27 protein-coding genes and 1 pseudogene are annotated in these 24,623 nt (G+C 70.0%); 8 read left to right on the top strand and 20 right to left on the bottom strand.

Translation table 11 applies throughout. The features are described from left to right. Positions 1-24 precede the first annotated feature (24 nt). Positions 25-855 (top strand): LysR family transcriptional regulator, encoded by an 831-nt coding sequence (locus IE307_RS03900; RefSeq protein WP_191296020.1) that lies wholly within the window; start codon positions 25-27, stop codon positions 853-855. On the opposite strand, the gene IE307_RS03905 is transcribed toward IE307_RS03900, so the two are convergent. Further along, a complete protein-coding gene (locus tag IE307_RS03905) occupies positions 825-1,358 on the bottom strand; it encodes a class I SAM-dependent DNA methyltransferase (RefSeq protein ID WP_191296021.1) in 534 nt (177 codons plus the stop codon). The genes IE307_RS03900 and IE307_RS03905 overlap by 31 nt on opposite strands. Positions 1,359-1,424: 66 nt before the next feature. Here IE307_RS03905 and IE307_RS03910 point away from each other — a divergent pair, with 66 nt between their 5' ends. Both IE307_RS03910 and IE307_RS03915 read left to right on the top strand, forming a co-directional pair. Then, entirely contained in the window at positions 1,425-2,600 is a 1,176-nt protein-coding gene (locus IE307_RS03910; RefSeq protein ID WP_191296022.1) for an SGNH/GDSL hydrolase family protein, read from the top strand. A gap of 86 nt (positions 2,601-2,686) precedes the next feature. Next, complete coding sequence (locus tag IE307_RS03915; RefSeq protein WP_191296023.1) at positions 2,687-3,250, top strand: DUF4232 domain-containing protein; 564 nt, start codon at positions 2,687-2,689, stop codon at positions 3,248-3,250. On the opposite strand, the gene IE307_RS03920 is transcribed toward IE307_RS03915, so the two are convergent. From IE307_RS03920 to pdxY, 11 genes are all read right to left on the bottom strand, one after another. Next, positions 3,234-4,160, bottom strand: a complete 927-nt coding sequence (locus IE307_RS03920; protein WP_191296024.1) for a LamG-like jellyroll fold domain-containing protein — start codon at positions 4,158-4,160, stop codon at positions 3,234-3,236. The two genes, IE307_RS03915 and IE307_RS03920, sit on opposite strands and share 17 nt — an antisense overlap. Beyond that, positions 4,157-6,214 carry a PQQ-dependent sugar dehydrogenase gene (locus IE307_RS03925; RefSeq protein WP_191296025.1) on the bottom strand — a complete coding sequence of 686 codons (2,058 nt, stop codon included), beginning with the start codon at positions 6,212-6,214 and terminating at the stop codon, positions 4,157-4,159. The genes IE307_RS03920 and IE307_RS03925 overlap by 4 nt, the downstream gene beginning before the upstream one ends. Before the next feature lie 116 nt (positions 6,215-6,330). Beyond that, on the bottom strand, positions 6,331-7,119 hold the full coding sequence (locus IE307_RS03930; protein ID WP_191296026.1) for an ABC transporter ATP-binding protein: 789 nt from the start codon (positions 7,117-7,119) through the stop codon (positions 6,331-6,333). Next, on the bottom strand, positions 7,116-8,123 hold the full coding sequence (locus tag IE307_RS03935) for an ABC transporter substrate-binding protein (protein WP_229904354.1): 1,008 nt from the start codon (positions 8,121-8,123) through the stop codon (positions 7,116-7,118). Before IE307_RS03935 ends, IE307_RS03930 begins: the two co-directional genes overlap by 4 nt. Before the next feature lie 2 nt (positions 8,124-8,125). Further along, positions 8,126-8,941, bottom strand: coding sequence for an ABC transporter permease (locus IE307_RS03940; protein WP_191296027.1), 816 nt, complete (start codon positions 8,939-8,941; stop codon positions 8,126-8,128). Positions 8,942-9,058: 117 nt separating this feature from the next. Next, complete coding sequence (locus tag IE307_RS03945) at positions 9,059-9,742, bottom strand: phytanoyl-CoA dioxygenase family protein (protein WP_191296028.1); 684 nt, start codon at positions 9,740-9,742, stop codon at positions 9,059-9,061. A gap of 2 nt (positions 9,743-9,744) precedes the next feature. Further along, positions 9,745-10,728, bottom strand: coding sequence for an ABC transporter ATP-binding protein (locus tag IE307_RS03950; protein WP_191296029.1), 984 nt, complete (start codon positions 10,726-10,728; stop codon positions 9,745-9,747). Next, positions 10,728-11,549: a carbohydrate ABC transporter permease gene (locus IE307_RS03955; protein ID WP_191296030.1), complete on the bottom strand. Its 822-nt coding sequence runs from the start codon at positions 11,547-11,549 to the stop codon at positions 10,728-10,730. Before IE307_RS03955 ends, IE307_RS03950 begins: the two co-directional genes overlap by 1 nt. After that, the gene (locus tag IE307_RS03960; RefSeq protein WP_191296031.1) at positions 11,546-12,427 is read right to left on the bottom strand and encodes a carbohydrate ABC transporter permease; all 882 of its coding nucleotides are present in this window, start codon (positions 12,425-12,427) and stop codon (positions 11,546-11,548) included. The genes IE307_RS03955 and IE307_RS03960 overlap by 4 nt, the downstream gene beginning before the upstream one ends. Continuing rightward, complete coding sequence (locus IE307_RS03965; protein WP_191296032.1) at positions 12,420-13,799, bottom strand: extracellular solute-binding protein; 1,380 nt, start codon at positions 13,797-13,799, stop codon at positions 12,420-12,422. The genes IE307_RS03960 and IE307_RS03965 overlap by 8 nt, the downstream gene beginning before the upstream one ends. 70 nt (positions 13,800-13,869) lie before the next feature. Continuing rightward, positions 13,870-14,721 (bottom strand): pyridoxal kinase PdxY, encoded by an 852-nt coding sequence (gene pdxY / locus IE307_RS03970; RefSeq protein ID WP_191296033.1) that lies wholly within the window; start codon positions 14,719-14,721, stop codon positions 13,870-13,872. Positions 14,722-14,746: 25 nt separating this feature from the next. On the opposite strand from pdxY, the gene bla reads away from it, so the two are divergent. After that, on the top strand, positions 14,747-15,646 hold the full coding sequence (gene bla, locus IE307_RS03975) for a class A beta-lactamase (RefSeq protein ID WP_191296034.1): 900 nt from the start codon (positions 14,747-14,749) through the stop codon (positions 15,644-15,646). Here the strand turns inward: bla and IE307_RS03980 are convergent. Both IE307_RS03980 and IE307_RS03985 read right to left on the bottom strand, forming a co-directional pair. Continuing rightward, complete coding sequence (locus IE307_RS03980; protein WP_191296035.1) at positions 15,639-16,040, bottom strand: ATP-binding protein; 402 nt, start codon at positions 16,038-16,040, stop codon at positions 15,639-15,641. The two genes, bla and IE307_RS03980, sit on opposite strands and share 8 nt — an antisense overlap. An 82-nt stretch (positions 16,041-16,122) precedes the next feature. Beyond that, the gene (locus tag IE307_RS03985; protein WP_191296036.1) at positions 16,123-16,518 is read right to left on the bottom strand and encodes an ATP-binding protein; all 396 of its coding nucleotides are present in this window, start codon (positions 16,516-16,518) and stop codon (positions 16,123-16,125) included. Positions 16,519-16,643: 125 nt separating this feature from the next. Between IE307_RS03985 and IE307_RS03990 the strand changes: the two genes are divergently transcribed. Continuing rightward, on the top strand, positions 16,644-17,822 hold the full coding sequence (locus tag IE307_RS03990; protein WP_191296037.1) for an MFS transporter: 1,179 nt from the start codon (positions 16,644-16,646) through the stop codon (positions 17,820-17,822). Positions 17,823-17,847: 25 nt separating this feature from the next. Next, on the top strand, positions 17,848-18,402 hold the full coding sequence (locus tag IE307_RS03995) for a copper resistance CopC family protein (protein ID WP_191296038.1): 555 nt from the start codon (positions 17,848-17,850) through the stop codon (positions 18,400-18,402). Here the strand turns inward: IE307_RS03995 and IE307_RS04000 are convergent. Beyond that, on the bottom strand, positions 18,304-19,539 hold the full coding sequence (locus IE307_RS04000; RefSeq protein WP_191296039.1) for an RNA polymerase sigma factor: 1,236 nt from the start codon (positions 19,537-19,539) through the stop codon (positions 18,304-18,306). The two genes, IE307_RS03995 and IE307_RS04000, sit on opposite strands and share 99 nt — an antisense overlap. Further along, on the bottom strand, positions 19,539-19,886 hold the full coding sequence (locus tag IE307_RS04005) for a YciI family protein (RefSeq protein ID WP_191296040.1): 348 nt from the start codon (positions 19,884-19,886) through the stop codon (positions 19,539-19,541). Before IE307_RS04005 ends, IE307_RS04000 begins: the two co-directional genes overlap by 1 nt. Positions 19,887-20,176: 290 nt before the next feature. Here IE307_RS04005 and IE307_RS47405 point away from each other — a divergent pair. Further along, a pseudogene (locus tag IE307_RS47405) lies at positions 20,177-20,245 on the top strand (hypothetical protein); the annotation flags it as partial. Between the two features lie 161 nt (positions 20,246-20,406). On the opposite strand, the gene IE307_RS46550 reads toward IE307_RS47405, so the two are convergent. From IE307_RS46550 to IE307_RS04020, 3 genes are all read right to left on the bottom strand, one after another. Beyond that, entirely contained in the window at positions 20,407-20,697 is a 291-nt protein-coding gene (locus tag IE307_RS46550; RefSeq protein ID WP_229904450.1) for an HPF/RaiA family ribosome-associated protein, read from the bottom strand. A 118-nt stretch (positions 20,698-20,815) separates the two neighbouring features. Beyond that, on the bottom strand, positions 20,816-21,289 hold the full coding sequence (locus tag IE307_RS04015; RefSeq protein WP_191296042.1) for a redoxin domain-containing protein: 474 nt from the start codon (positions 21,287-21,289) through the stop codon (positions 20,816-20,818). 6 nt (positions 21,290-21,295) lie between these two features. After that, entirely contained in the window at positions 21,296-22,087 is a 792-nt protein-coding gene (locus IE307_RS04020; RefSeq protein ID WP_229904355.1) for a cytochrome c biogenesis CcdA family protein, read from the bottom strand. 23 nt (positions 22,088-22,110) lie between these two features. On the opposite strand from IE307_RS04020, the gene IE307_RS04025 reads away from it, so the two are divergent. After that, on the top strand, positions 22,111-22,764 hold the full coding sequence (locus IE307_RS04025) for a DedA family protein (RefSeq protein WP_191296043.1): 654 nt from the start codon (positions 22,111-22,113) through the stop codon (positions 22,762-22,764). A gap of 16 nt (positions 22,765-22,780) precedes the next feature. Here the strand turns inward: IE307_RS04025 and IE307_RS04030 are convergent, their stop codons facing one another. Further along, on the bottom strand, positions 22,781-24,370 hold the full coding sequence (locus tag IE307_RS04030; RefSeq protein WP_191296044.1) for a helix-turn-helix domain-containing protein: 1,590 nt from the start codon (positions 24,368-24,370) through the stop codon (positions 22,781-22,783). Positions 24,371-24,623: the final 253 nt, after the last annotated feature.

A 24,623-nucleotide genomic window follows, 5' to 3' on the forward strand; every position in this document is an offset into this window, starting at 1 on the left:
ACCGCGCGAGTATCGTGCCTGATCATGGAGCTGCGGACCCTGCGCTACTTCGTTGCGGTCGCCGAGGAGCTGCACTTCGGCCGTGCCGCGCGGCGACTGCACCTGAGCCAGCCGCCGCTGAGCCGGGCGATCAAGCAGCTCGAGAACGAGCTGGGCACCACCCTGCTGCACCGCTCCCCCGCCGGCGTCGCGCTGACCGGCGCGGGCCACGTCCTGCTGGCCGAGGCGAAGGCCCTGCTCGAGCACGCCGACCGCATCCGCGCGAAGCTCGCGCGCACGACGATCACCGTCGGCATGCTCGGCGACCACGCCACCGGGCTGGCCGAGGCGTTCCGGCGCAAACGCCCGGACGTCGAGATCCGCGTCCGCGAGACCGACCTGACCGACCCGACCTGCGGACTGCGGACCGGCCAGGTCGACGTGGCCCTGACGCGCGGCCCGTTCGACGAGAGCGGCCTGAAGACCCTGGTCCTGCGCCAAGATCCCGTCGGCGCGGTCCTGCGGCCGGACGACCCGCTGGCCGCTCGCGAGCGGATCACCACCGAGGACCTGGCGGGCCGCGACTGGTTCCAGTTCCCGGACGGCACGGACGAGATCTGGCGGAACTACTGGAACGGCGGCAAACCCCGCAGCGGCCCGACCGTCCGCGCGGTCCAGGAGTGCGTGCAGTCCGTGCTGTGGAACGGTTCCGTCGGCCTGGCCCCGCTCGGCCACGACCTCGGTGAACTCGTCGTGGTGCCGCTGGCCGACATGGCGCCGAGCCCTGTCGTGATCGCGTGGGTCGAGGACGACCCGCTCACCCGTGACTTCGTGCAGGCCGCGGCTCAGGCGTACCGGCTCACGGTCACCGCGTAGTCGCCGCCCTCGAAGGGTTTCCGGTCCCAGGTCGCGAACCGCTCGACCAGCGCGAGCCCGGCCTCGGCGCAGTGCCGGTCGTAGTCCTCGACCGTGTAGCCGCGGTTCACGCTGAACCCGGCGACCAGGACGTTCCCGACGTGCCTGGCGACGCCCGCGACGAGCGCGCCCTGCGTGCCGGGCGGGGTGAACAGCGGCACGTTGCCCGCCATCACGACGACGTCGAACTTCCGTCCCAGGTCGAGCTCCGCCAGGTCGGACCGCACCCACGTGATGTCCGGCGCCTGCTCACGCGCGTACGCCAGCATCGACTCGTCGAGGTCGGCCCCGACCACCTCGATGCCGTGCCGCGCGAGCTCGATCCCGACCCGCCCGGTGCCGCACCCGGCGTCCAGCACCGAGGCCGGCCCGAACGCGCGCACGAAGGTCGCCTCCCCGTGCACGTCCACCCCGGACTCGGCGAGCGAGTCGAACCTCCGCTGGTACTCAGCCCCGTTCCACACGCCCCCAGCATAGAACCGAAGATCGGCGGATACCGGACGCGTGAGAGCGCTGCCAAGGTCGAAGGCATGACGCGCTTTCTGCTGGCAGTGGCGTTGCTCGTGGCCGCGGCCTCTCCCGCACAGGCCGCACCACCGAGATGGGTGGGCACGTGGGCGGCCGCGCCGTCCTCCGCGGTCCCCGGCACCGACAACGGCTATCCGAACTTCACGATCCGCAACATCGTGCACGTCAGCGCGGGCGGCAAGGAGATCCGCGTCCGGCTCTCCAACGCGTTCGGCCGCACCCCTGTGCTGTTCAGCCAGGTCACCGTGGCCCGCGCGGCCGGCCCGGACACTCCCCTGGCGCTGCCCGGCACCGTGCGCACGCTGACGTTCGGCGGCTCCCAGGCGATCATCGCCGCGCCCGGCGCCGACGTGGTCAGCGACGGCGTGGCCCTGACCGTTCCCGCCGACTCCGACCTGCTGGTGAGCGTCTACACGCCCGAACCCGGCGGCCCGGTCACGCACCACGGCCTGGCCATGCAGAACTCGTACTTCACCCGCGACGGCAACCACACCACCGACGAGTCCGCCGCCGCCTTCCGCGAACGCACCACGAACTGGCACTACGTCTCGGGCGTCGACGTGCGCTCGTCGACGTTGCAGGGCAGCGTGGTGGCGCTCGGCGACTCGATCACCGACGGCGCCAACTCGACGTGGGGCGCGAACCTGCGCTGGCCGGACCAGCTCGCAGACCGCGTCAACACCCGCCTCGGCGTCCTGAACGCGGGCATCAGCGGCAACCGCCTCCTGCTCGACGGCGGCGGGGCCGGCGTCAACGCCCAGGCCAGGCTGAACCGCGACGTCCTCACCCAGTCCGGCGTCCGCACGGTGATCGTGTTCGAGGGCATCAACGACATCCAGCAGACCCCGCACGAGACCGACCCGGCCAAGATCATCGCCGCCCTGAAGCAGATCGCCTCCCGGTCGCACGACCGCGGACTGCGGGTCGTCGGCGCGACGATCACACCGTTCAAGGGCTGGAACAGCTACACCGAGGAACTGGAGCAGGTCCGCCAAGCCGTGAACTCGTTCATCCGCACCAGCCGCGACTTCGACGCCGTGGTGGACTTCGACCAGGTCATCCGCGACCCGTCCGACCCGCAGCGGATCCGCCCCGACTACGACCAGGGCGACCACCTGCACCCCGGCGACAAGGGCTTCGAGGCGATGGCCAAGGCGGTGCGCCTGGCCGTCCTCTGACACCCGATCGAGCGTCGCGCGTTTGCGGGACCCCTGCCCCCGGCTATTCGATGGAGATCAACACCGAACGGACAAGGGGTCCACGCATGCGTCTCACGATCCTCGCCGCCGCGCTCGCGCTCGGCGCCACGGCCTGCGGAGGGTCCGATCCCGCGCCCCAGGACCAGGCGGCGTCCACCACCGGCACGTCCACGGCGAGCACGGCGTCGAGCGTCGCCGACAAGCAGCAGCCCGCGGTGAAGGCCGAACTGACCATGCAGGGCAAGCCCGGCCTCGGCCTGCTCACCGCGACGAACCAGGGCAGCGCGCCGATCACGTTCCAGGGCTGGCCGAAGCTCGCTTTCACCAACCCCGCGAACGAGCCCGCCGCCATCCCGGTCGAGCAGAAGCTCGTGCCGGGCGAGGGCCCGTCGATCACCCTGCAGCCCGGCCAGACCGCGTTCGCCGGCGTGCAGCTCGACGTCGATGACGACACGAACTCGTTCGCCATCAACGAGATGACCGCCGAGCTGCCGGGCATGGTGCCGGTGAAGGTGACGTTCATCGGGACGGACGGCCAGCCGATCGCGGACCTGACCAAGCTCAAGGTGAGCGAGGCGAAGGTCGGGACGATGCAGCCGGCCGCCCAGGGCGTCACCGTGTTCGACTAGCCCAGCGGTGCTGGAGGGTCACCTCCCACGGGTGGACGGCCCGGTCGAGGAACATCAGGCCGTCCATCCGGCAGGTGCACGGGTTGTTCTCGCGGGTGTTCTGCGGGTAGCTGCCGCCGATCTTGTACCCGCGCGGGTCGGTGGCCGAGGCGAGGTCGGGTTCCGGGTCGCCTTCGAGCTTCCACGGGTCGCCGGCGGCGACGTACCTGCCCTCCAACGGCTTTCCGTCGCGATAGAGGGCCATCGCGCCGGTGTCGAAGTCGAACGTGGCCGCGAGGAACACCCACTCGTTCTGCGGCAACAGCTTCTGCCACTGCTCGGTCGCCGCGAACGTCTGCGAGTCGCCGCCGTCGAGCCGCCGGGCCAGGGCGACGAGCTTCAGCTCGCCGTCGACCTGGATCAGTTCCAGCAGGGCGCGCACGGCGTGGCCGTTGGAGTCGCCGGTCAGGACGCCGGCCAGGCCGATCGCGCCGTAGAGGTCGTCCGGGTCGGGTGTGTTCGAGTTCGGGGCCGGGTTCTGGCCCGACATCTTCACCCAGCCCATGATCGACGTCTGGCGTGCGCCGTTGAACGCCTTCAGCGTCGGCACGCCGGTTTCGCTGTACAGGCCCGCCTTCCAGTCGTCGTTGCCCGCGGTGGCGGGGTTGATCTGCCCCAGTTGCAAGGCGTTCCGGCTGAACGCTCCGTCGCGCACGCGCATGCCGGCGCCGCCGTTGATCAGCTGCAGGGGTGTTCCCGAGCGGCCCCTGTCTTGTTCGAGGGCGTTGTCGCCGCGTACGGGGTGTTCGAAGTCGTAGTAGGACACGAGGTTGCGCGTCAGGGAGGGGAGCACCGGGCCGAAGGTGGCCTGGGCCGGTGCTGCCAGTCCCACGCCGAACAGCGCGACGAGACCCAGGACGGCCGCCCTCATCGGATGCCCTGGCCCTGCACGCGCAGGTCGCGGAGCCTGCCGATGTTGTCGAACGAGCCGAAGCCCACGCGGCCCGAGGTGAACGTCCTGTCCACGGCGGTCATCACCGGGTGCGGCGATCCGTCCACGTAGACGGCGATCTCGCCGGAGTCGGTGCAGTGCTTGACCCGCACGCGGTGCCATGCCGTGTCGGTGACGGCAGGGGGTGCGCCAACGGAGCGCACGGCGTCCCACTGGTGGTCGAGGCGCAGGCGGTCGGCGTTGTTCACGACGAAGATGCCGTTGTGCGGGTAGATCTTGTTGTCCGACGAGAGGTGCGCGTAGTAGAACTCGGTGTCGGAGCGGTGGCCGAACACGATGATCACGTCCCGGTTGGACTCCGCGACGGGGGTGTCCAGCCGCACGGAGGCGTCGACCTGCACCGTGCCGAACGCCGGTCCCTTGCGCAGCACCGCGTACTCGAACGGGCGGCGCGGGCCTGGGCGGGCCGCGCCGGGTTCGGCGAGCACGACCTCGCGGCCGGGGAACTGCCACAGCGCCGGTGTCACCGGTTGCCAGGAACCCGCGTTGCCCGCTCCCGCGACGAAGTCGTGGCCGGAGCGGCAGGAGGCGAAGGTGCGGGCGCCCGTGACCTTCCAGATCTTGCCGTTCGCCTTGGCCAGCACGTAGAGCTCGCCCTCGGCGTCCTGGCCGAAGCGCAGGTCGACGCGGTTCGGGTCGCCGACCAGGTCCTTCATGGTCGTCAACTGGCCGTGGGCGTAGACCATCAGCTCGCCCGTCACGGCCATCGGGCGGCCGGCGCGCATCTCGCGTTCGTCGGCGACGTAGAGCAGTCCTTTGACGCCCTCGCCGTAGATGTACTTGCCGCGCAACGAAGGGATCTTCGTGCCGCGGTAGACGAAGCCGCCCATCAGCGCGTTGCCGCTGTCCGCGCAGGGGCGCTGGGCGGAGGTGCGGTTGTGGTCGAAGGCCGTCACCGGGTAGGTGAAGCCGTACTTCGCGTCGTCGGCGGGCAGCGGGAACACGCCGCACGACGGGTCTCCGCGCCGGTACTCCCAGATGCCCTCGCGTTCGCTCCAGCCCAGGTTGGCGCCCTTGCGGACCTCGTACACCGCGTCCACGGCCTTCTCACCGATGTGCCCGAGGAACATCCGGCGCGTCACCGGGTCCCAGCTGAAGCGGTACGGGTCGCGCATGCCGTACGAGTAGATCTCCCCCAGCGCGCCCGCCCTGCTCACGAACGGGTTCGAGCGAGGGACGCCGTACCGGCCGTTCACGCCGTTCGTGCCGGCGGGGTCGATGCGCAGGATCTTGCCCTGGGGCAGCGAGAGGTCCTGCGGCACGGTCGTCGAGAAGCCGATGCCGCCGTCACCGGAGGCGATGTAGAGCAGGTGGTGGTCCTCGTCCCACCGGCGCGCGGTCGGGTTGAAGCCGATCTCCTGGAAGCCGTGGATGAACGACGCGAAGCCCACCCGCAGCACCTCGCGGTGGGTGCCGGCGAAGACGTCCGCACGCGGGTCGGAGGCCGTCCACTCGGTGATCACGCCGTGCACCTCGGTGGTGCCGGGTGAGGGCAGGTCCGGCTTCTTGGTCGTCAGCGCGGACCCGGTCTCGGTGTGCACGGTGTAGAACTTGCCGTTGCGCCGGAAGTCCGGGTGGAACGCGGCGAACCCGAAGCCGCTGCCCAGGCCGCGGTGGGTGTGGAAGTCGGGACCGACCGCCGCGCCCAGGTCGAGGAACGCGTGCTGGACGCCGTCGTCGAGCAGGTAGAGCCTGCCGTTCATGTCGGGCACGAACATCCGGCCGGAGCCGTCCGGTACCTCGCCGAGGTAGTTGATCCTGTTGTAGCGCACCAGTCTGGTGTCGGTCGGCGGTGGCACGGGCTGCGACTTCGGCAACTGCGCGACCTCGGTCAGCTCCAGGCCGACACCGGACGGGCCCGGTGTCGGCAGCGGGTCGGCGATCGGCACGTCGGCCTGCGCCGACGCGTTGGGCACGAACAACGCGGAGAGCACCAAGGTTGCGACGGCCAAACGGGACAAGCGTCGGTACATCCCCACCACCCTGTGGGCCAGGCCGTGCGCCTGCACGGCGACGGAAAGCGCTTTCCAACGCGGCGGAACTCGGACGCTACCCAGCTAATAAAGTCGTTACAACCCTTGCCGCGCAATCAGTCCTGTCCTGTCACCGCTCCCAGAAGATCGCGGATGCGTGCGGTCGCCGACGCGAACTCCGGACGGGCCATCGTCGCGGAGTAGTCCCTGGTGCCCGGCAGGTCGACCTCGATGACCTCGTGCACCACGGCGGGACGCCGCGTCAGCACGATCACCCGGTTCGCGAGGTACACCGACTCCGCGATCGAGTGCGTCACCAGCAGCACCGTCGTGCCGGTCTCCTGCCACACCCGGTGCAGCTCGACGTTCATCTGCTCGCGCGTCAACGCGTCCAGCGCGCCGAACGGCTCGTCCATCAGCAGCACGCGTGGCCGGTGCAGCAACGCACGGCACAAGGCCACGCGTTGCTGCATGCCACCGGACAGCTCGTGCGGCAGCGCGTTCTCGAAACCTGACAGCCCGGTCATCTCGATGAGCTCGTCGGCCCGTTTGCCCGCCTCGGCCGCGTTCATGCCGCGCATCTCGGCCTGCAGCAGGATGTTCCTGCGCGCGGACCGCCACTCCAGCAGTGCGGCCCGCTGGAAGACGAACCCGATGTCGTGGCGCGGCCCGCGCACCTGCTCGCCCAGCAACGTCACCGAACCCGACGACGGTGTCAGCAAGCCGGACACCAGCTTCAGCAACGTCGACTTGCCGCAGCCGGAAGGCCCGACGATGGACACGAACTCGCCCGGCGCGACGTCGAGCGAGACCTGCTGGATCGCCGTCACCTCCGCGCGCTTCGACCGGAAGCGCACGGACACGTCGTCGATCGAGACCGCAGAGGTGGTCAAGGTGCCGGTCATCCCTTGGGTGCCACGCTTTCTTCCCAGTAAGCCGAAGGCTCGGAGGCTTCCTTGATGATGCCGGTCTTCTGGAAGGTGTCGATGGTCCTCTTCCAGTCGTCGGCGGTGTTGACACCCGGCGCCTTGTCCTTCGTGGCGTCGGTGTGCAGCAACGTCAGCGTCGTCCTGAACTGCTCCAGCACGACGGTGGGCGACGGCAGCTGCTCCGCGGCGCCCTTCATCGACTCGGCCGCGGCCTCCGGGGCCTTCTCCGCCTCCGCCCACGCCTCCTGCGTCGCCGCGACCATCTTCTTCACGAGCTCGGGGTCCTTCTGCAGCATGCTCTTCGACGTCAGCAGGCCGTTGCTGAAGTAGTTCAGCCCGAACTCGGAGAACCGCAGGTACCCCACGTCCTTGCCGGACTTCTCCTTGATCGTCGGCCCCTGGTCGGACGCGAACCCGAGCAGCACGTCGGTGCGGTTGGAGATGACCGCGGCCATCTTGCCCGCCGGGTCGATGTTCTGGATCGAGACGTCGGACTCCTGCATGCCGTTCTGCTTCAGGAAGGCCGGGAACGTCTTCGTCAGCGCGTCCCCCGCCGTCGTGGCGACGGACTTGCCCTTCAGGTCCTCCGGCTTCTTGATGTTCTTGTCGGAGAAGAACTGCACGGACGCCGGTGTGGTCTGCAGGAACACCCCGATGCTCTTGGCCGGCACGCCCTGCTCGACGGCCGTGGCGAGCGCGGAGGTGTCGGCCCAGCCGAAGTCCGTCTGGCCGGCGCCGGTCGCCGTGACGGTCTTGCCGGACCCCTGACCCGCCTGGATCTTCAGCTTGATGCCGTGCTTGTCGTAGATGCCCTGCTTGACCCCGTAGTAGAACGGCGCGTGCTCGCCGTACGGGTACCAGTTGAGGGTCAGCGTGACCTCCTTCGCCTCACCGCCGGACCCGGACGTCGTGCCGCCGCCCCCACCGCAGGCGGCGACCACCAGCAACGCGGGGACAAGACCAGCGAGCAGCTTCTTCATCATCAGCCTTTCGCGAGAAGGGTTGTGACGGCGGCGCCGCGCCTGCTGGCGTGCCACGGCAGCATCAGCTTTTCGGCGAGGTCGAGCAGGAGGAAGAGCAGGACGCCCACGACGGAGATGACGATCAGGCCGGCGAAGAGCATCGGCGTGTCCATGTTGCCGTTGGCCTGCAGGATCACGTATCCGAGACCTTCGTTGGAGCCGACGAACTCGCCGACCACGGCACCGGTGACGGCGAGCGTGACCGCGACCTTCAGACCCGCGAACAGGTGCGGCAGCGCGGCCGGGAAGCGGATCTTCACGAACGTCTTGACCGGGCCGCCGCCCATCGTCGCGGCGAGTTCGAGCATCTCGGTGTCGACGGACTTGAGACCGGTGACCGTGGAGATGACCACGGGGAAGAACGCCATCAGCACGGCCACGATCACCTTGGGCTCGAGGCCGAAACCGAGCCACACCACGAACAGCGGAGCGATGGCGATCTTCGGGATGACCTGCGCGAACAGCAGGATCGGGTAGGCCGTGCTCTCGATCGTCCGCGAGTAGACCATCGCGACGGCCACCAGCACGCCGAGCACGCCCGCGATGACGAACCCGAGGACGGTCTCGTAGGTGGTCACCCAGGTGTGGCCCCACAGGTAGGACCACTTGTCGGCGAGCAGGCCGAAGGTCTTGGCCGGTGACGGCACGAGGTAGGCCTCGACCAGGCCGGTGGCGGTGATGAGGTGCCAGATCGCGAGGCAGGCGGCGAGCAGTGCGGCCGGACGCCACGACCGCTCCACGACGCCTCGCCACCGGTCCGCCTGAACCTTGTCCATCGGGCTCCCTGAGGTCGGAAAGCGCTTTCCAGTACGCTATGTCCGGTCCTCACACCGGTCAAGGTGAAGGGTCGGAAGAGACGACTGAATCGATTTTCCGATTAGCAGCCATTAGGTTCAGGTGGAGCTGTAGGTGTTGCCCGCGTGGTCACGGCCGCGCGCGAGGTAGATCCTGTGGTCGCCGGACTTCAGGAACCGGACGGTCGTCGGCATGTACCGCATGGTGTAGCCGCACCGGCGTGACGTGCTGCGGTTCGGTGGCGAACCGTGGACCAGCATCGCCGAGTGCACGCTGCACGCGCCGCGATCCAGTTCCACGTCGACGGCACGGGACTCGTCGACCGCCGTCTCCTGGTTGAAGAACGAGTCGGCGGTGCCGGTGTGCTCGGCGGCCGCGCGGTGGCTGCCCGGGATCACGCGCAGGCAGCCGTTCTCGACGGTCGACGGGTCGATGGCCAGCCACACGGTGATCGCGTCCGAGGCGGGCGAGATGGTGTCACGCCAGAAGTGCGCGTCCTGGTGCCACGGCACGGGTTTGCCGTCGCCGGCGGGCTTGCAGATGAAGTGCGACGAGAACAACGCGATGTCCGGGCCGATCAAGGACTCGACCAGGTCGAGCACGTCCGGGTCGAGCAGCCACTCGAACAGCGCCGGGTCTGTCAGGTGCGGCACGTCCATGTGCTCGGGCCGCTGCCCCGGCGGCAGGGCGGCCAGCTTGGCCTCGAAGTGCGCGGCCAGCGCCTCGAACCGGGCGGGCGCCAGCACTCCGGAGTGCGTCTCGTAGCCGTCGGTCTGGAACATCGTCACCTCACGAGTAGGCCGGTCTCCTTGTCGTAGCGCAGAACGCGTGCGGGCGGGGCGTCCACGGTCACGGTCGTGCCGACGGCGGGTTCGTCGTCCTCCGGCACGATGTAACCGATCTGCTCGTCCCCGCAGTCGAGCGTCACCAGCGAGGTCACGCCGAGGTTCTCCACAATGGACACCTCGCCGGTGAACAACCCCTCGGCGGCGGGCGACAGGTACTCCGGCCGCACGCCGACGATCTCGGCACCGCGCGGCACCAGGTTCATGGGCGTCGAGCCGATGAAGTTCGCGACGAACGTGTCGGCGGGCCGCTGGAACACCTCGCGCGGGGTGCCGAGCTGCCGGATCCGGCCCGCGTCCATCACCGCGATGCGGTCGGCCAGTGCCAGCGCCTCGGCCTGGTCGTGGGTGACGAACACCGTCGTCAACGCCAGTTCCCGTTGCAGCTTCTTGAGGAACGTCCGCGCTTCCAGCCGAAGCCGGGCGTCCAGGTTGGACAGCGGTTCGTCCAGCAGCAGCACCTCGGCCGACGCGGCGACCGCGCGGGCGAGCGCCGCCCGTTGCTGCTGACCGCCCGAGAGCTGACCGGGCCGTCGGTCCAGCAACTCCCCCAGGCTCAGCCCGGCGGCGGTGCGCGCGGCCGTCTCCTGCTGCACGGACTTCGCGGCGCCCCGCACCCGCAACGGGTAGGCGATGTTCTCCGACACCGTCATGTGCGGGAACAACGCGTAGTCCTGGAACACCATGGCCACCCGCCGGTCGCCGGGCTGCAGCCTCGTGACGTCGCGGTCCCCGATCGCCACGGCCCCGTCGGAGGCGGCCTCCAGGCCCGCGATCGTGCGCAGCAGCGTGGTCTTGCCGCACCCGGACGGCCCGAGCAGGGCGAACAGCTCGCCGTCGGCGATCTCGAGGTCCAGCTCGTCCACCGCCCGCACTCCGCCCGGGTACACCGTGGACAGACCCTCGACAGTGATACCCGCCATCAGCTCTTGATGCCTCCGTGGAATCGGAACCCGTACCGCTTGTTCACGAACAGGTACAGCACGACCACCGGGATCGAGTACAGCAGCGAGAACACCGGGATCACCGTCAGGTTGGCGCTGCCGCCCTCGTCGTACAGGGTGCGCAGCAGCACCGCCGCCGGCTGCTGGCCGACGTCGCGCATCAGCAGGAACGGCAGCAGGAAGTTGCCCCAGGCGTTGACGAACGCCCACACGAAGATCGTCGCGACACCGGGCCGCGCGACCGGCAGCACGACGTGGCTCAGCACCTGGCGCGGAGAGGCCCCGAACACCCGTGCCGACTCCTCGTACGAGCGCGGCACGGCGTCCATGAAGTCCTTCAGGATGAAGATGGCCGCGGGCAGCATGCCGCCCGCGATCACCAGCGCCGTGCCGAACTGCGAGTTGATCAGCCCGAGCTGCAGCATCATCACGAAGATCGGCACCATCGCGGCCGTGCCGGTGACAACACTGGAAAGCAGCAACAACAGGTACAGCAACAAATCCCGGCCAGGAATCCTCACGCGCGACAGGGCGTACGCCGCCAGCGCGGCCAGCACCGTCGTGACCACCGTCGCGATCACGCACAGCACCAACGAGTTCAGCAACGACGTCAGTGCGTACGGGTGGTCGAAGGTCGCCACGACGTTGCGCCACGTCCAGTCCGGCCACCGCAGTCCCAGACCTGGCTTCGAGTCGAACGGCGCGGAGGCCAGCCACAGCATCGGCACCGCGAAGAACGCCAGCACCAGCGTGATCAGCACGTAGAAGCCGATCCGCCGCACGATCCACAGAGGACTCATGCCCGCCTCCGCAGGAGCCTGAGGTACACCAGGGCGATGACGAGGTTGCCCACCAGCAACAGCATCGACATGGCGGACGCGTACCCGAGCCGACCACCTTCCAGCGCCTGCCGGTAGATCAGCACCGGCAGCACCTCGGACTGGTGGTTCGGCCCGCCGGCGGTCAGCAGGAACGGCGTGAAGTCGTTGGCCGTCCACAGGCTGATCAGCAACGTGTTCGTCAGGACGTGCCCGCGGATGTGCGGGAACACCACGTCCCGCACGGTCTGCCACCCCGACGCGCCCATCAGCCGCGCGGTCTCCAGCTGCGACGGCGGCACCGCGGCCAGGGCCGAGGTGTAGAGCAGCATCGAGAACGCCGTGCCGCGCCAGACGTTGAAGATGATCAGGCTCGTCATCGGGTACTGCACCAGCCACGCGGTCTGCGGCGACCCGAGCAGCATGCCCAGCGTGCCCGTGTCCCGGCTCAGCACCGCGAACCACAGGTAGGCCACCACCGTGCTCGGCAGGATCCACGAGAGCAGCACCAGGCCCTCGACGGTCCGCCGCAGCCCCGGCCGCACCGTCCGCAGCAGCCACGCGAGCCCGAACCCGAGCACGTTCTGCCCGATCACCGCCGACCCGAGCACGAACAACGCCGTGAGCCACAACGAGTTCGTGAACAACGGGTCGCGCGCGGCCTCGACGACGTTGTCCAGCCCGACGACCTGGGGGTTGGCCGCCGCGGCACCGGTGAGCTGGTAGTTCGTGATGCCGATGTAGAGCGTCCACAGCGCCGGGAAGACCAGGAACACGCCGATCAGCAGGAGCGCCGGGGCGACGAACCCGACCGCGCGCCGGACGCCCAGTCCGGAGCTGTCCAGTCCGGAGCTAGCCAACGTTGCCCTCGCCGACGGCCTTCACCAGCGCCGCGCGATAGGCCGTCGCCACCTCGTCCGGGCTCCTGCCCGCCACGACGTCCGCCGTGGCCTGCTGCAACGCCGCTGAGACCTTGGGGTAGTCGGCGAGCCCTGGCCGGTACCGGGTGATCGGCAGGACCTTCTCCGCGATGAACGTCAGCATCGGGTCGCCCTGGAGGACCTCGTCGTTGACGTCCTGCCGTTGCGTCAGCTGCGCCGTGCCTGCCAGCGACTCCTTGACGGCCTCTGCGGAGTTGAGGAACTGCATGAACTCCCACGCCTGCTTGGGGTACTGGGTGTTCGGGTTGATCACCCGCACGCCACCGCCGGACATGCTGACGAAGTCCTGTCCGCCGACACCCGCGCCGGACTGCTTCGCCGGGATCAGCGCCCACCCGACGGCGGCGTCGCGGTCGGCCATCTTCGCCACGCCGTTCTTCGGCTCCACGACCGAACGCCAGAAGTAGTCGCTCTCCAGCAGGACGCCGATCCTGTTCTCGCTGAACAGCTGGAACGACCGGTCGCGCCCCTTGGCCTCCTGCTGCAGCACGGGATCACCGAGGCCGCCGCCGTAGACCTTCTGGTAGAGCCCCAGAACGTCCTTCAGCTGCGCCGAATCCCCTTGCCACTTCCCGTTGTCGTAGATCGGCCTGCCGGTGCCGGCCAACGCGGGCAGCACGCCCTGCATGGTCGTCGCCTCGCCCATCGCGGCACCGGCGTTGAGCTGGATCGGCGTCACGCCCGGCAGCGCCTTGAGCTTCGTCCCCGCGTCGAGCACGTCCTGCCAACTGCGGGGTTGCCAGTCCGCGGGCAACCCGGCCTGCGCGAACAGCTTCTTGTTGAAGAACAGCACGCGCCCGTCGGTGCCCATCGGCACGCCGTACCGCTTGCCGTCGAACTCGCCGAGTCCCTGCACGGCCTTCGGGATCTTCTCCCAGCCGTCCCAGTCGGTGTTCCCGACGACGTCACCGAGCGGTTTGATCTGCCCTGCCTGCGCGAACTCGCCGAGCCAGATGCCGTCGATCTCGATGATGTCGCCGCCACCGCCGGTCTTCAGGTCCAGCGCGACCTTGGTCTTGAAGTCCTCGTCACCGGCGCCGTTCTGCTCGAACTTGATCGTCGCGGTGACGCCTTTGGCCTTCTGCAGTTCGGTGAATCTCGGGATCACCCAGTTCTGCAGCCAGTTCGCGCCGCGCGAGTTCTTCCCGCCGACCGCCGAGTTGGCGACGATCGTCAGGGTGATCTCCTTGGCGTCGGCGTTGCGCGCCTGATCACCGCTCTGCGTCTGCCCCAGACATCCCGCCAGCAGCCCGCAGACCGCCAGCAGACCGAACACCGTTGTTCGCCGCATCCACCCAACCTGGCACTGGATCACCGCGGCCACAAGGTCTGGCCGGACCGGCCAGACCCGCCGGCGGTCGTCAGCGCACCTGTTCGGCCTTGAACTGCATCCGCGGCGCGGCGTAGAACTCCTGCGCCTGCACGAGCCTCAACTCGCGCTCACCGGAGCGGTAGGTGAGGTCGATCAGGTCGAAGACGCTCGACGCGGTGCGCTCCAGCGCCACCGCCGCGTCCTTCGTCTGCACGTAGTGGGCCGTGAACAGCGCCGCCGTGACGTCACCGGACCCGTTCGCCTTGAACGGCAGGTGCGGGGTGCTGACCAGCCACGCCCCGGCGGGGTCCGCGACGAGCATCTCGATCGTGCCCTCGTCGCGGTCCGGCCGCTCGACGCTCGTGACGAGCACGGTCGACGGGCCCATCGCGCGGGCGAGGTCGACGGAGGCGAGCGTCGAGGAGATGTCGGCCGGCTCGGTGCCGGTCAGGAACCCCAGCTCGAACTGGTTCGGGGTGATGATGTCGGCGACCGGGACGACCTTGTCGCGCAGCAGCACGGGGATCTCCGGCGCGACGAAGCAGCCGGACTTGGCGTTGCCCATGACCGGGTCGCACGCGTAGAGCGCATCCGGGTTCGCGGCCTTCACGCGGGCCACGGCGTCGATGATCACGTCACCGATGCCCACCCCGCCCTGGTAGCCGGACAGCACGGCGTCGACCTGGGGGAAGACCCCGCGCTCCTCCACGCCGAGCAGGATGTCGGCCACGTCGGACGGCGGGAGCAGCGGACCCCGCCAGGCGCCGTACCCGGTGTGGTTGGAGAAGGCCACGGTGGGGATCGGGACGACCTCGACGCCGATGCGCTGCAGCGGGAACACGGCCGCGGAGTTCCCGACGTGGCCATGGGCGACGACGGACTGGATGGACAGAACCTTCATCCGACCAGCCTAATAGTCTGAACGGGTGGCCGATCGACGCGCAGTCCTGAAATCCCTCGCCCTGCTCCCGCTCGCCGGTTGTGCGGCCCCGCGGGCGACCGAGCCGGTCAGCACGGTCAGCCCGCCGACGACCACGAGCGCCGCCCCCGTCAGCCACGACGCCCTGCTCGAGCTGGAGAAGAAGTTCGGCGCACGGCTGGGCGTCTACGCGATGAGCGACAACGGCAGCACGATCGAGCACCGGGCCGACGAGCGGTTCGCGTTCTGCTCGACGTTCAAGGGCCTGGTCACGGCCGCCGTCCTGCACCGCAACCCGATGGCGCGCCTCGACACCGTCGTCACCTACACCGACGCCGACCTGATGAAGAGCTCCACGATCACGAGGCAGAACGTCCGCACGGGCATGAAGCTGCGCGACCTGTGCGACGCCGCGGTCCGCCACAGCGACGGCACCGCGGGCAACCTGCTGCTCGCGAACGTCGGCGGCCCCGCGGAGCTCACCAGGTACCTGCGCGAACTCGGCGACACCGAGACCCGGATGGACCGGATCGAGCCGGACCTCACCTCGGCCGTGCCCGGCGACCCGCGCGACACCGCCACCCCGCGCTCGCTCGGCACCGACTACCGGCGGCTCGTGCTCGGCGACGCCCTCGAACCCGAGAAGCGAGACTTCCTGCGAGACCTGCTGGAACGCTCGGTCACCGGCGCGAAGCGCGTCCGGGCCGGTGTTCCGCAGGGCAGCAGGGTCGCGAGCAAGACGGGCACCGGCTCCTACGGCACGGTCAACGACATCGCCGTCGTGTGGCCGCCGACCGGCGGCCCGCTCCTGATCGCGGTGATGTCCAGCAAGGCGTCCGCGGACGCCGAGTACGACGAGGCCCTCGTCGCCGAAGCCGCCGCCTACGTCGTCAAGACCCTCATCTGACGGACGACACGTCCGCCCACACGGTCTTGCAGTCGGGGAACCGGTTGTGCCCCCACACCTGCGCCAGGCCGTTGACCAGCAACAAGCCTCTCTGGCGACGCCCGAGGAACCCGATCCGCCCGAGTTGCGGGAAACGGCCGGGGGTCCCGTCGTCGACCTCCACCCGGACCACCTCGCGCTCGGGGAGGCGGAAGATGCGGGCACGGCGTTGTGGGGCGGCGTGGTGGTAGGCGTTGCTCACGAGTTCCGTGGCCACGACCATCACGTCGACCACCACGTTCTCGTGCAGTCCCCGCAGCAGCCGGCGCACCTCCGCCCGCACGTCGGCGAGTGGCAGCGCACCTTCCGGTAGGACGAGGTCCACTCGTTCGCTGGACCGTCCTGCAATACCCATCAGCATCTCCCCGCGCCCTGTTGTTTCAAGGCAGGAGGTTCCATACCCCGGGGCGCGCATGTCGAAACTTCACGAATTACCGTCACGACGTTCTCGGCAGGTCCGCCCAGACCACAGTGCCGCCATGAGCCCTGTCCACACCCCAGCGATCGGACAGCCGGGCCACCAGGACCAGGCCGTACCCCCGCTGCGGGCGGGAGACCTTGCGCAACGGCGGATGGGCGCGGGCGTCGTGCGCGATCTCGACGCGGATCTTCTTGAGCTCCACGACGACGCGCAGGAACGACGGCTCCGACGTGTACCGGTACGCGTTGCTGACCAGTTCGTTGACCACCAGCAGCACGTCGGCCACCGCGTCGGTGTCCTCGCCCATCAGCTCCAGGCGCACCCAGCGCCGGACGGCCGCGAGTGACGGCCGTTGCCTGCCCAGTGGCAGATCCGCCGCCTCGCCCGTCCTCGCTGTCTGGTCGCGAGCCAAACCGCTCCTCGGTCAGATGATCAGTTCGGGCGCGGGTTACCCGGGTGCATCTACACCCAAACCATCCCATCCGTTCATCAAGTTCTTCTACGCTCACTGCTCCGCCGCAACCGCAGGGAGACCGCGTGCCCAGATCTTTGACGCCGCTGCTGGTCGCTGTGCTGGTCATCTGCTCGGTGCACCAGGTGCTGACCTCGGTGACCGCTCCCGTCGTCACCGCGCTCTCGTTCACGCCGACCCAGTTGGGGCTGGTGTTCACGATCGCCTCCGTGACGATCGCGTTGTCAGGCCCGTTGTGGGGACTGCTGGTCGACGCCGCCGGACCCCGGCCCGTGCTGCTGGCCGGCCTCTGCCTGTGCGTGGCGGGCCCCGCCGGTTTCGCCGCCGCGGTGACGTTCGGCATCGACGAGACCCTGACGCCGGACGTGGCATTCCTGCTGGTGCTGTTGTTCCGCAGCGTCCTGTTCTCCGCGGGGCTCGCCTCGGTGCTGGTCGTGGCGCTCGCCGTGGCTGGCCTCTCGACCAGCGGTGAGACCGCGCGCACCCGTGCCGTCAGCTTCGTCGGGGCGGCGCAGGGCCTCGCCGTGCTGCTCGGGCCGGTGCTCGGCGGCGCACTCGCGGTCGCGTCGCTGGCGCTGCCCCTGTACGTGGCCCCGGCGCTCGCGCTGCTGCTCGCGTTCCTGGGCATGTCGCTCTTCCAGGCCCCCGCGGAGCAGCACGAACCGGTGCGGGTCCGTCCGCTGGAGCTGCTGCCCGTCTTCGGCGCCGGGTTCTTCGCGTACCTGTCGCTCGCGCTCCTGCAGGCCGTCGTCCTCTACTTCGCCACCGACAGGCTGGACGAGCGCGTCGGCTCGGGGTCCGTCGAGGGCCTGCTGTTCGCGTCCGGCATCGGGCTCCTGCTGACGCAGGGCCTGCTCGTGCCGTTGCTGAAGTGGTCTCCGACCCGGCTGATGACGGTCGGCGGGCCGGTCGCGCTGGCCGGGTGCGCGCTCGTGGCCGTCGCGCCGTCCTCCGCACTCATGGCTCTGGCGTTCCTGGTCGTGTCGGTGGGCGGCGGTCTCGCGATCACCGGGTTCGGCGCGGCGGCCTCGCTCGGTGTGGGGCCGCGGCACCAGGGCGTGGTGGCCGGGCTGGTCACCGGCGTGAGCGGGCTGGCGTTCCTCGGCGGGCCGGTCCTCGGCGCGCTGCTCTACGAGGCGGCGCCGATCCTGCCGGTGCTCGCCGCCGGGGCGGCCGCGCTGGTCGCGACCGGGCTGGCGTTCGTCCCGGCCCTGTTCCGGTCCGAACCGAGTCTGCCGCACTGATCGACGAACCCACTACGCTGCGCACGTGACGCGTTACTTCAGCGCGCTCGTGCTGGCCCTGCTCACCGCGACGGCCTTCGTCGTCCCCGCGCAGGCCCACGCCGAGCTCAAGAGCAGCAACCCGGCGTCCGGCGCGACCCTTCCCGCCCCACCCGAGCAGGTCGAGCTGGTGTTCAGCGAGTCGATCAGCCTGCCGGACGGTGACGCGATCACCATCACGGGAGCGGACGGGGCCAAGGTGCCGGTCACGCAGGCGGCGGCCGTCGACAGCACGATCACCGCGAAGCTCGACGCCTCCGCGGCCAAGTCCGGGGTGCACACCGTCGACTGGGCGGCCAAGTCCGCGGACGGCGACACCGTCACCGGCAAGTTCACGTTCACGATGACCGTCGCGGCGCGGACCACCTCGGCCACCGCCCCGTCGTCGGTGACGATGAGCGCGCCGGTGTCCGGCGCTCCCCCGGCCGCCGCGCCGGAGGAGTCAGGTGGCGTGCCGATCTGGGTGTGGCTCCTGGTCGCGCTCGTGGTGGTCGTCGGCGTGATCCTGCTGGTGCGCCGCCGCAAGCCCGAGACGCCGTAGCCGCTCGCGCAGCAGTTCGCGCTCCGCCGGGTGTTCGGCCCGGTCGAGCGCGGCCCGCAGCGCGGCCGCCGGGTCCTCGCCGAGCCGGTGCAGCAGGTCCGCCCTGACGGCGTGGAACAGGTGGTAGCGGTCGAGGTCGAGAGCGTCGACCTCGCGCAGGGCGGCCCTCGGCCCTGCCGTCTCCGCGATCGCGACCGCCCGGTGCAGGGCCACGACGGGGCTCGGCGCGATCGCCATCAGCTGGTCGTAGAGGGCGACGACCTGGCGCCAGTCGGTCGGCGGGTCGCTGTGCACGGCGTTGATCGCGGCCTGGACCTGGTAGGGGCCCGGCCGGTTCCAGCGCAGGCAGCGGCGCACCAGGTCCTGGCCCTCCCGGACGAGTTCGGCGTTCCACAGCGCCCTGTCCTGGTCCCGCAGCAGGACGATCCCGCCGTCGCGCAGCCGTGCCTCCCGGCGTGACGCGACGAGCAGCATCAACGCGAGCAGCCCCCACACCTCGGGCTCGTCGGGCATGAGCTCCGCGAGCACCCGGCCGAGCCGGATCGCCTCGTCCGCGAGGTCCGCCTTGTCGAGCCAGCCCTCGTTGAAGATCAGGTAGACGACGGCGAGGACGGCCTCGAGCCGCGCGGGCAGGTCGGCGTCGCGCGGCACCCGGTACGGGACGCGGGCCGCGCGGATCTTGCCCTTCGCGCGCACGATCCGTTGCGCCATCGTGGTTTCCGGCACCAGGAACGCCCTGGCGATCTCCGCCGTGCTCAGACCGCCGAGCAGTTTCAGCGTCAGCGCGACCTGCGACTGCCTCGCCAGCGACGGGTGGCAGCAGGTGAAGATCAGCCGCAACCGGTCGTCGGCCACGTCCCCCACCTCCCGCGCTTCCCGTTCGTGCTCCAGCAGCGCCGCCTGCGCGTGTTTCTCCTGACCCTTGGCCTCGCGGCGGAACCTGTCGATCGCGCGGTTGCGGGCGGTGGTGATGATCCAGCCCGCCGGCGCCGGGGGGACGCCCTCGACCGGCCACCGCCGCACGGCCGTGGTGAAGGCGTCCTGCACCGCCTCCTCGGCGAGGTCGATGTCCCCGAGCAGGCGGGTCAGGACCGACACCGCACGGCCGTACTCGGCCCGGAAGACCTCCTCGATCATCAGGTCGCGATCGGCCTGACCTCGATCGACAGCGGACTGAGCACGGCCGCGAGCCGGCGGCCCCACTCGAGCGCCTCGTCGAGGTCCTCGGCCTGGACGACGGTGAAACCGCCGATGTGCTCCTTGCCCTCGGCGAACGGCCCGTCGGTCATCAGCACGTCGCCGCCCTGCGCCCTGAGCACGGTCGCGGTCGACGGCGGGTGCAGGCCGACGGCGAACACCCAGGCGCCCGAGGCCTGCATCTCCTCGTTCAGCGCGCCGAGGTCCGCCATGATCGGGCCGAGCACCTCGGGCGGCGGTGGATCGCCGTCGGGCTGGTAGATGCTGAGCAGGTACTGCTGCTTCATGGTGGGCTCCTTTCGCCCTTTGCACGAACGCGGGTGGCCCGTTTCGACAACTGTGGCGACATGATCCCGTTGATCCTCCCGCTCGACGACCCGTGAGCCGCTCTCGCGGCGGCCGGGGGCGAGGGCGCGTCGCCGGCGAGGCTCGCGCGGGCTGGCCTGCCGGTGCCGGACGGGTTCCACCTCACGACCCGCGCCTGCCGCGAGCGGTCGATGGAAGGCCTGGTGGAGGCGTTCCGCGCGCTCGGCGGGCCGGTGGCGGTGCGGCCGAGATGGCCGTGGTGGTCCAGCGGATGGTGCCCGCGGAGGTGTCCGGGGTGCTGTTCACGGCGGACCCGGCGACCGGGTCCGCCGTGCCGGTCGTGAACGCGGTGCGCGGGCTCGGCGAGGCGCTCGTGAGCGGGAAGGCGGACTCGGCCGACCTGCTGTCCGGTGACCAGAGGGCGGCGCTGGTCGCGCTGGACGAGCGGTGCGGTGAACCCACCACCCGTCCGCCGTCGGGTGGTGGGTCCGGTCCCGGAAGTCAGTTGTGCGCGAGCACGGCCTGCATCGAGACGAGCTGCCGCCGCATGCGTTCGCGCACCAGGTCGATCACCTCGGTGACCGTGTGGCCTTCCGCGTACGCCTGCACCTCGACCCACTTGAGGTCGAGCCGGGCGTGCGCGTGGATCATGGTCTTGTCCGAGGTCAGGTTGACCCACGCGAAGTCGACGTGGTCCGGCGCGTACCGGTCCAGCGAGGCGATCCGCGCGGACGCGTAGTCCCTGGCCTGCTCGGGAATGGCCTCCGCGAGCGAGACCTGGATGTAGTCCATCGGCACCTGCCTCCTCAGGGACGCGCGGCAGCGCCACGCGCCTGGGCCGACGGTACGGACCGGGCCGCGTCGCCGAAGCGGGCATTGGTCCCGACAGCGCGGGGACTTCGTCCCGACATCAGGTCTTGGGAGTCAGGGAGGAGACCCTCTCGTCGAGGTCCTCCTCCGTGGGCGCGCCGGTCAGCAGTTCCACCGAGCCGTCGGTGCGCACGAACGCGAACGTCGGCTGCGCGGTGACGCCGAACCGCTTCCACACCGAGCCGTCGAGGTCCGCCAGGTGCGGGAACCCGGTCATCCGGTGGTCGCTCACGAACTTCTTCATCGCGTCGAGCTGGTCCTCCGCCGCGACACCGACGAACTGCACCTTCCGGTGCCGTTCGGCGATCTTCGCGACCGTCTCCGCCTCGGCGTTGCAGGACGGGCACCACGGCGTCCAGAACCAGAGCACGGCGGGCTGGCCGACGAGCTTGTCACCGCGGAACTCCGCCCCGTCCAGCGTCGTGGCAGTGAACTGGAACTTCTCCGGCGTCGGCGCCTTCTCCGCGCAGCCGGCCAGCAACAGGATCCCCAGCAGCAGTCCGAGGACGCGCACAGGCCCTCACCTCCCGTCAGGGCGTACGGCCTTGCGCCTCCTCCGGTTCAGCCACCAGGCGCCGGCGACCGCGAGCACTCCGAGGAAGGGCCACGGCCCGAGCGCCGCCACGATCTGCACGAGCGTGTTCTGGAACCGCCCGGCTGCTCGGACGACCGGATCGATCGCGCTGCCGCCGGTGAGGAACAACCGCAGCTCGTAGACCCCGTAGTACGTCACGTACGCGCCCACGGCCACGAGGACGACACCGCCGATGCGACCGACATGCGGCAGGAGTGTGCGGACGCGCGGTGCGAGCAAGGAACCCGCAACGGCCAGCACGGTGACGACGAGTCCCATGCCGAGCGCGTAGGCGAGGAACGCCATCGCGCCCGTCTGCAGTGACGCACCCACGACAGCGAGGAACGGTCCGACCGCGCACGAGAGAGAGGCGATGGCGAACGCGATGCCGTAGCCGTACATGGACCACAGGCTCTTCGGTGCCGCCCGGAGCTTCGGCAGCCGGACGTACAGGTCCTTGCCGAGCACCAGGAGCACGCCGACGACGACCATCACGAGCCCGATCACGACGGTCACGAACGGCAGATAACGCTTGAGCGCGGCGGCGACGGGACTGACCAGAATTCCGAATGCGCCGAAGAAAGTGACGAATCCGGCTGTCATCACCAAACCGGACATAAAGGCCCTCGCGGGACTGTCCCGCGCCACGAGCGCCAAATAGGCGGGCAGCATCGCGAATCCGCACGGGTTGACCGTGGCCACCATTCCCGCGACGACCGCGAGTGCGAGCTCGTTCACGACGCTGAGGCTAGAGTTGCGATGTGCCGGTCGAACAGTGGCTCGAAGCCATCCCACCCCTGCTCGTGTACGCGATCGTCGGCCTGGTGATCGGCTTCGAATCCCTCGGAATCCCCCTGCCGGGCGAGATCGTGCTGGTCACGGCGTCGTTGCTGGCATCGCAGCACGACGAGCTCAGCCCGTTGTGGATCGGCGTGTGGGCGACCGCGGGCGCCATCATCGGCGACAACTTCGGTTACCTGATCGGACGGCGCGGCGGACCGCGGCTGTTCGCGTGGATGGGCCGGAAATTCCCCAAGCACTTCGGCGAAACACAGCTGGACCACGCCCGCCGCGTGTTCCAGAAACGCGGTGCGTGGGCCGTGTTCTTCGGCCGGTTCGTGGCACTGCTGCGCATTCTCGCCGGACCGCTCGCCGGGTCGATGCACATGAGTTACGGCAAGTTCCTGGTGGCGAACGCTTTGGGCGGCATCGTCTGGGCGGGCGGCACGACCGCGGCCGTGTACTACCTCGGCGTGGTGGCCGAGAAGTGGTTGAAGGGCTTCTCCTACGCGGGACTGGCGATCGCCGTGGTGTTCGGTGTCGCCGGGATCTTCATCGTGAAGCGGCGGCTCGCGAAGGCGGCCGAGAAGGCCGAGGAAGAAGAGCCCGCGAACGAGGTCACGCCGGCGGTGTGAGCCCGCCGGCACGCCGCTAGCCCTTCGGCTGCGCCACGACGAGCACCGGCGTTCCGGAGACCTCGAGCGCGTCGCCCACGCGGACCGGACGGCCGGTGCCGTCGAGGCCGCGCACCTCCTCGGCGTTCGGCGGGAACGACGTCGTCGCGGTGCCTTCGTGCGTCCAGCGGATCGTGAGCAGCCGCCCGTCGTCCGCGGTGAACTGACACTGCCAGACGTTGGCGGGCAGGCCGATGGCGAGCCCCTGACCGCACGACCTCGTCGTGGCTCGGATGAGCCACCGTTGGAGCTCCTCCACCGCGAGCGCGGCACGGGTGGGCGGACTGCCGACGGCCTGCAGCGCGAGGGGCAGGCGATCGCTGCCCCAGTTGTAGAAGTAGGTGCGTTCGAGGCCGAACTCCGAGCCGTAGATCGCCACCAGGTAGAAGCGCGTGGCGTAGTCGACCGCGCGTTGCTCGTCCAGCTGCTCTTCGCGCACGTACTCGTAGGTGACACCGGTGTTCCACAGGCGCGGGTGGACGCCGGCGTCGTGCAGCACGCCGTCGATCTGCCGCAGCAGGCCGACCATGGTCTCCGGCGGGTCGGCCGCCTGCCGCTGGTGCAGGTTGAGGCCCGCGACGTCGCAGTGGTCGTAACCGCGCAACTCGGCGAACCGGCGCAGCACGGCGCGGCCCTCGTCGGTCCACGACCTGGCCATCGACGGGCACACCACGTCCGCCCGCGGGTCGGCGTCCTTCACGGCGCGCCCGGCCAGCTTCGTCATCTCGACCAGGGTCTCCGTGGAACCGGAGAAGTAGCGCTCGTCGTTGGCGTGGACCCACACCTCGTACGCGTCGATGCGACCCTTGTAGCGGTTCGCGACGGCGCTGACGAACCGCGCCCACACGGCCAGGTCGTCGGGCGGCGCGCTGCGGGAACCGTCGCCGTACGGCGCTTTCGGCCCGTTCGGGGCGGCCCACGCCGGCGTGCCGCCGAACACCAGCGTCTTCGGCAGGCCCGCTTTCTCCGCACCGGCGACGAGCCGGTCGAGGACGGTCCACTCGTAGGCGCCGGGCTGCGGCTGCAGCCTCGCCCACCGCGTGCCGCTGTCCCAGAACCTCAGACCGCCGACCTGGAACGACGGCATCACCCCGCTCGACGAGGACGCCGTCACGCCGAACAGCGACGGCGCCAGCGGCCGTTCGCGCTGCCACGACGGCCCGGCGACCCGCTGCTGCGCGGGCGCGGTGCCGACGTCCGCCCCGCTGGCCGCCAGCGACGCGAGGACGAGCACCAGGACGAGCCCCGCGGCCACCGCGGAAAAGGCGCGCGAACGGGGACGCCTGCGGGATTCCGGCGCCTGTTGCACGATTTCCGGAACAACGACCTGACCGGTCGCCGCCCTCCATTGCGCCAGCAGTTCGACCAGTTCCTCGTCGCCCGCCGAACACGCCGCGGCGATTCCGACCACGGTCTGGTAATCCGGCGGAACAGTCGCCCCCGAGCAATACCTGTGCAGTGTCGAACTGCTGATGTGCGACTTTCTTCCCAGTTCCGCATAGCTCAGCCCGCTGCGCTGCTTGAGCGCCGCCAGATGGGCCGCGAGCTCTCCCCTGCCTTCCGGCACACCTACCGCCCTCCCCAAGCCTTCGGTGTCGCGGGCCAGTATGGCAGCCGTCCCACGCGCGGAGATATCGCCTGGTCAGCACGTGTCAGACCATGTCGGGACGGTGGCGTGTTGCCCGGTTGCGGCACACGTCGGCATTGTTGCCCTGGCCGCACTCGGGGGATTTCGCACGAATCATTTCCCGGTGCCGATGTGTTCATCGCGGGCGCCGGAACGGCCGAAGCGGATCTACTGCTCTGGAGGACTCCGTTGT

The sequence above is a fragment of the Lentzea cavernae genome, assembly GCF_014653695.1.
GTDB lineage: Bacteria > Actinomycetota > Actinomycetes > Mycobacteriales > Pseudonocardiaceae > Lentzea > Lentzea cavernae.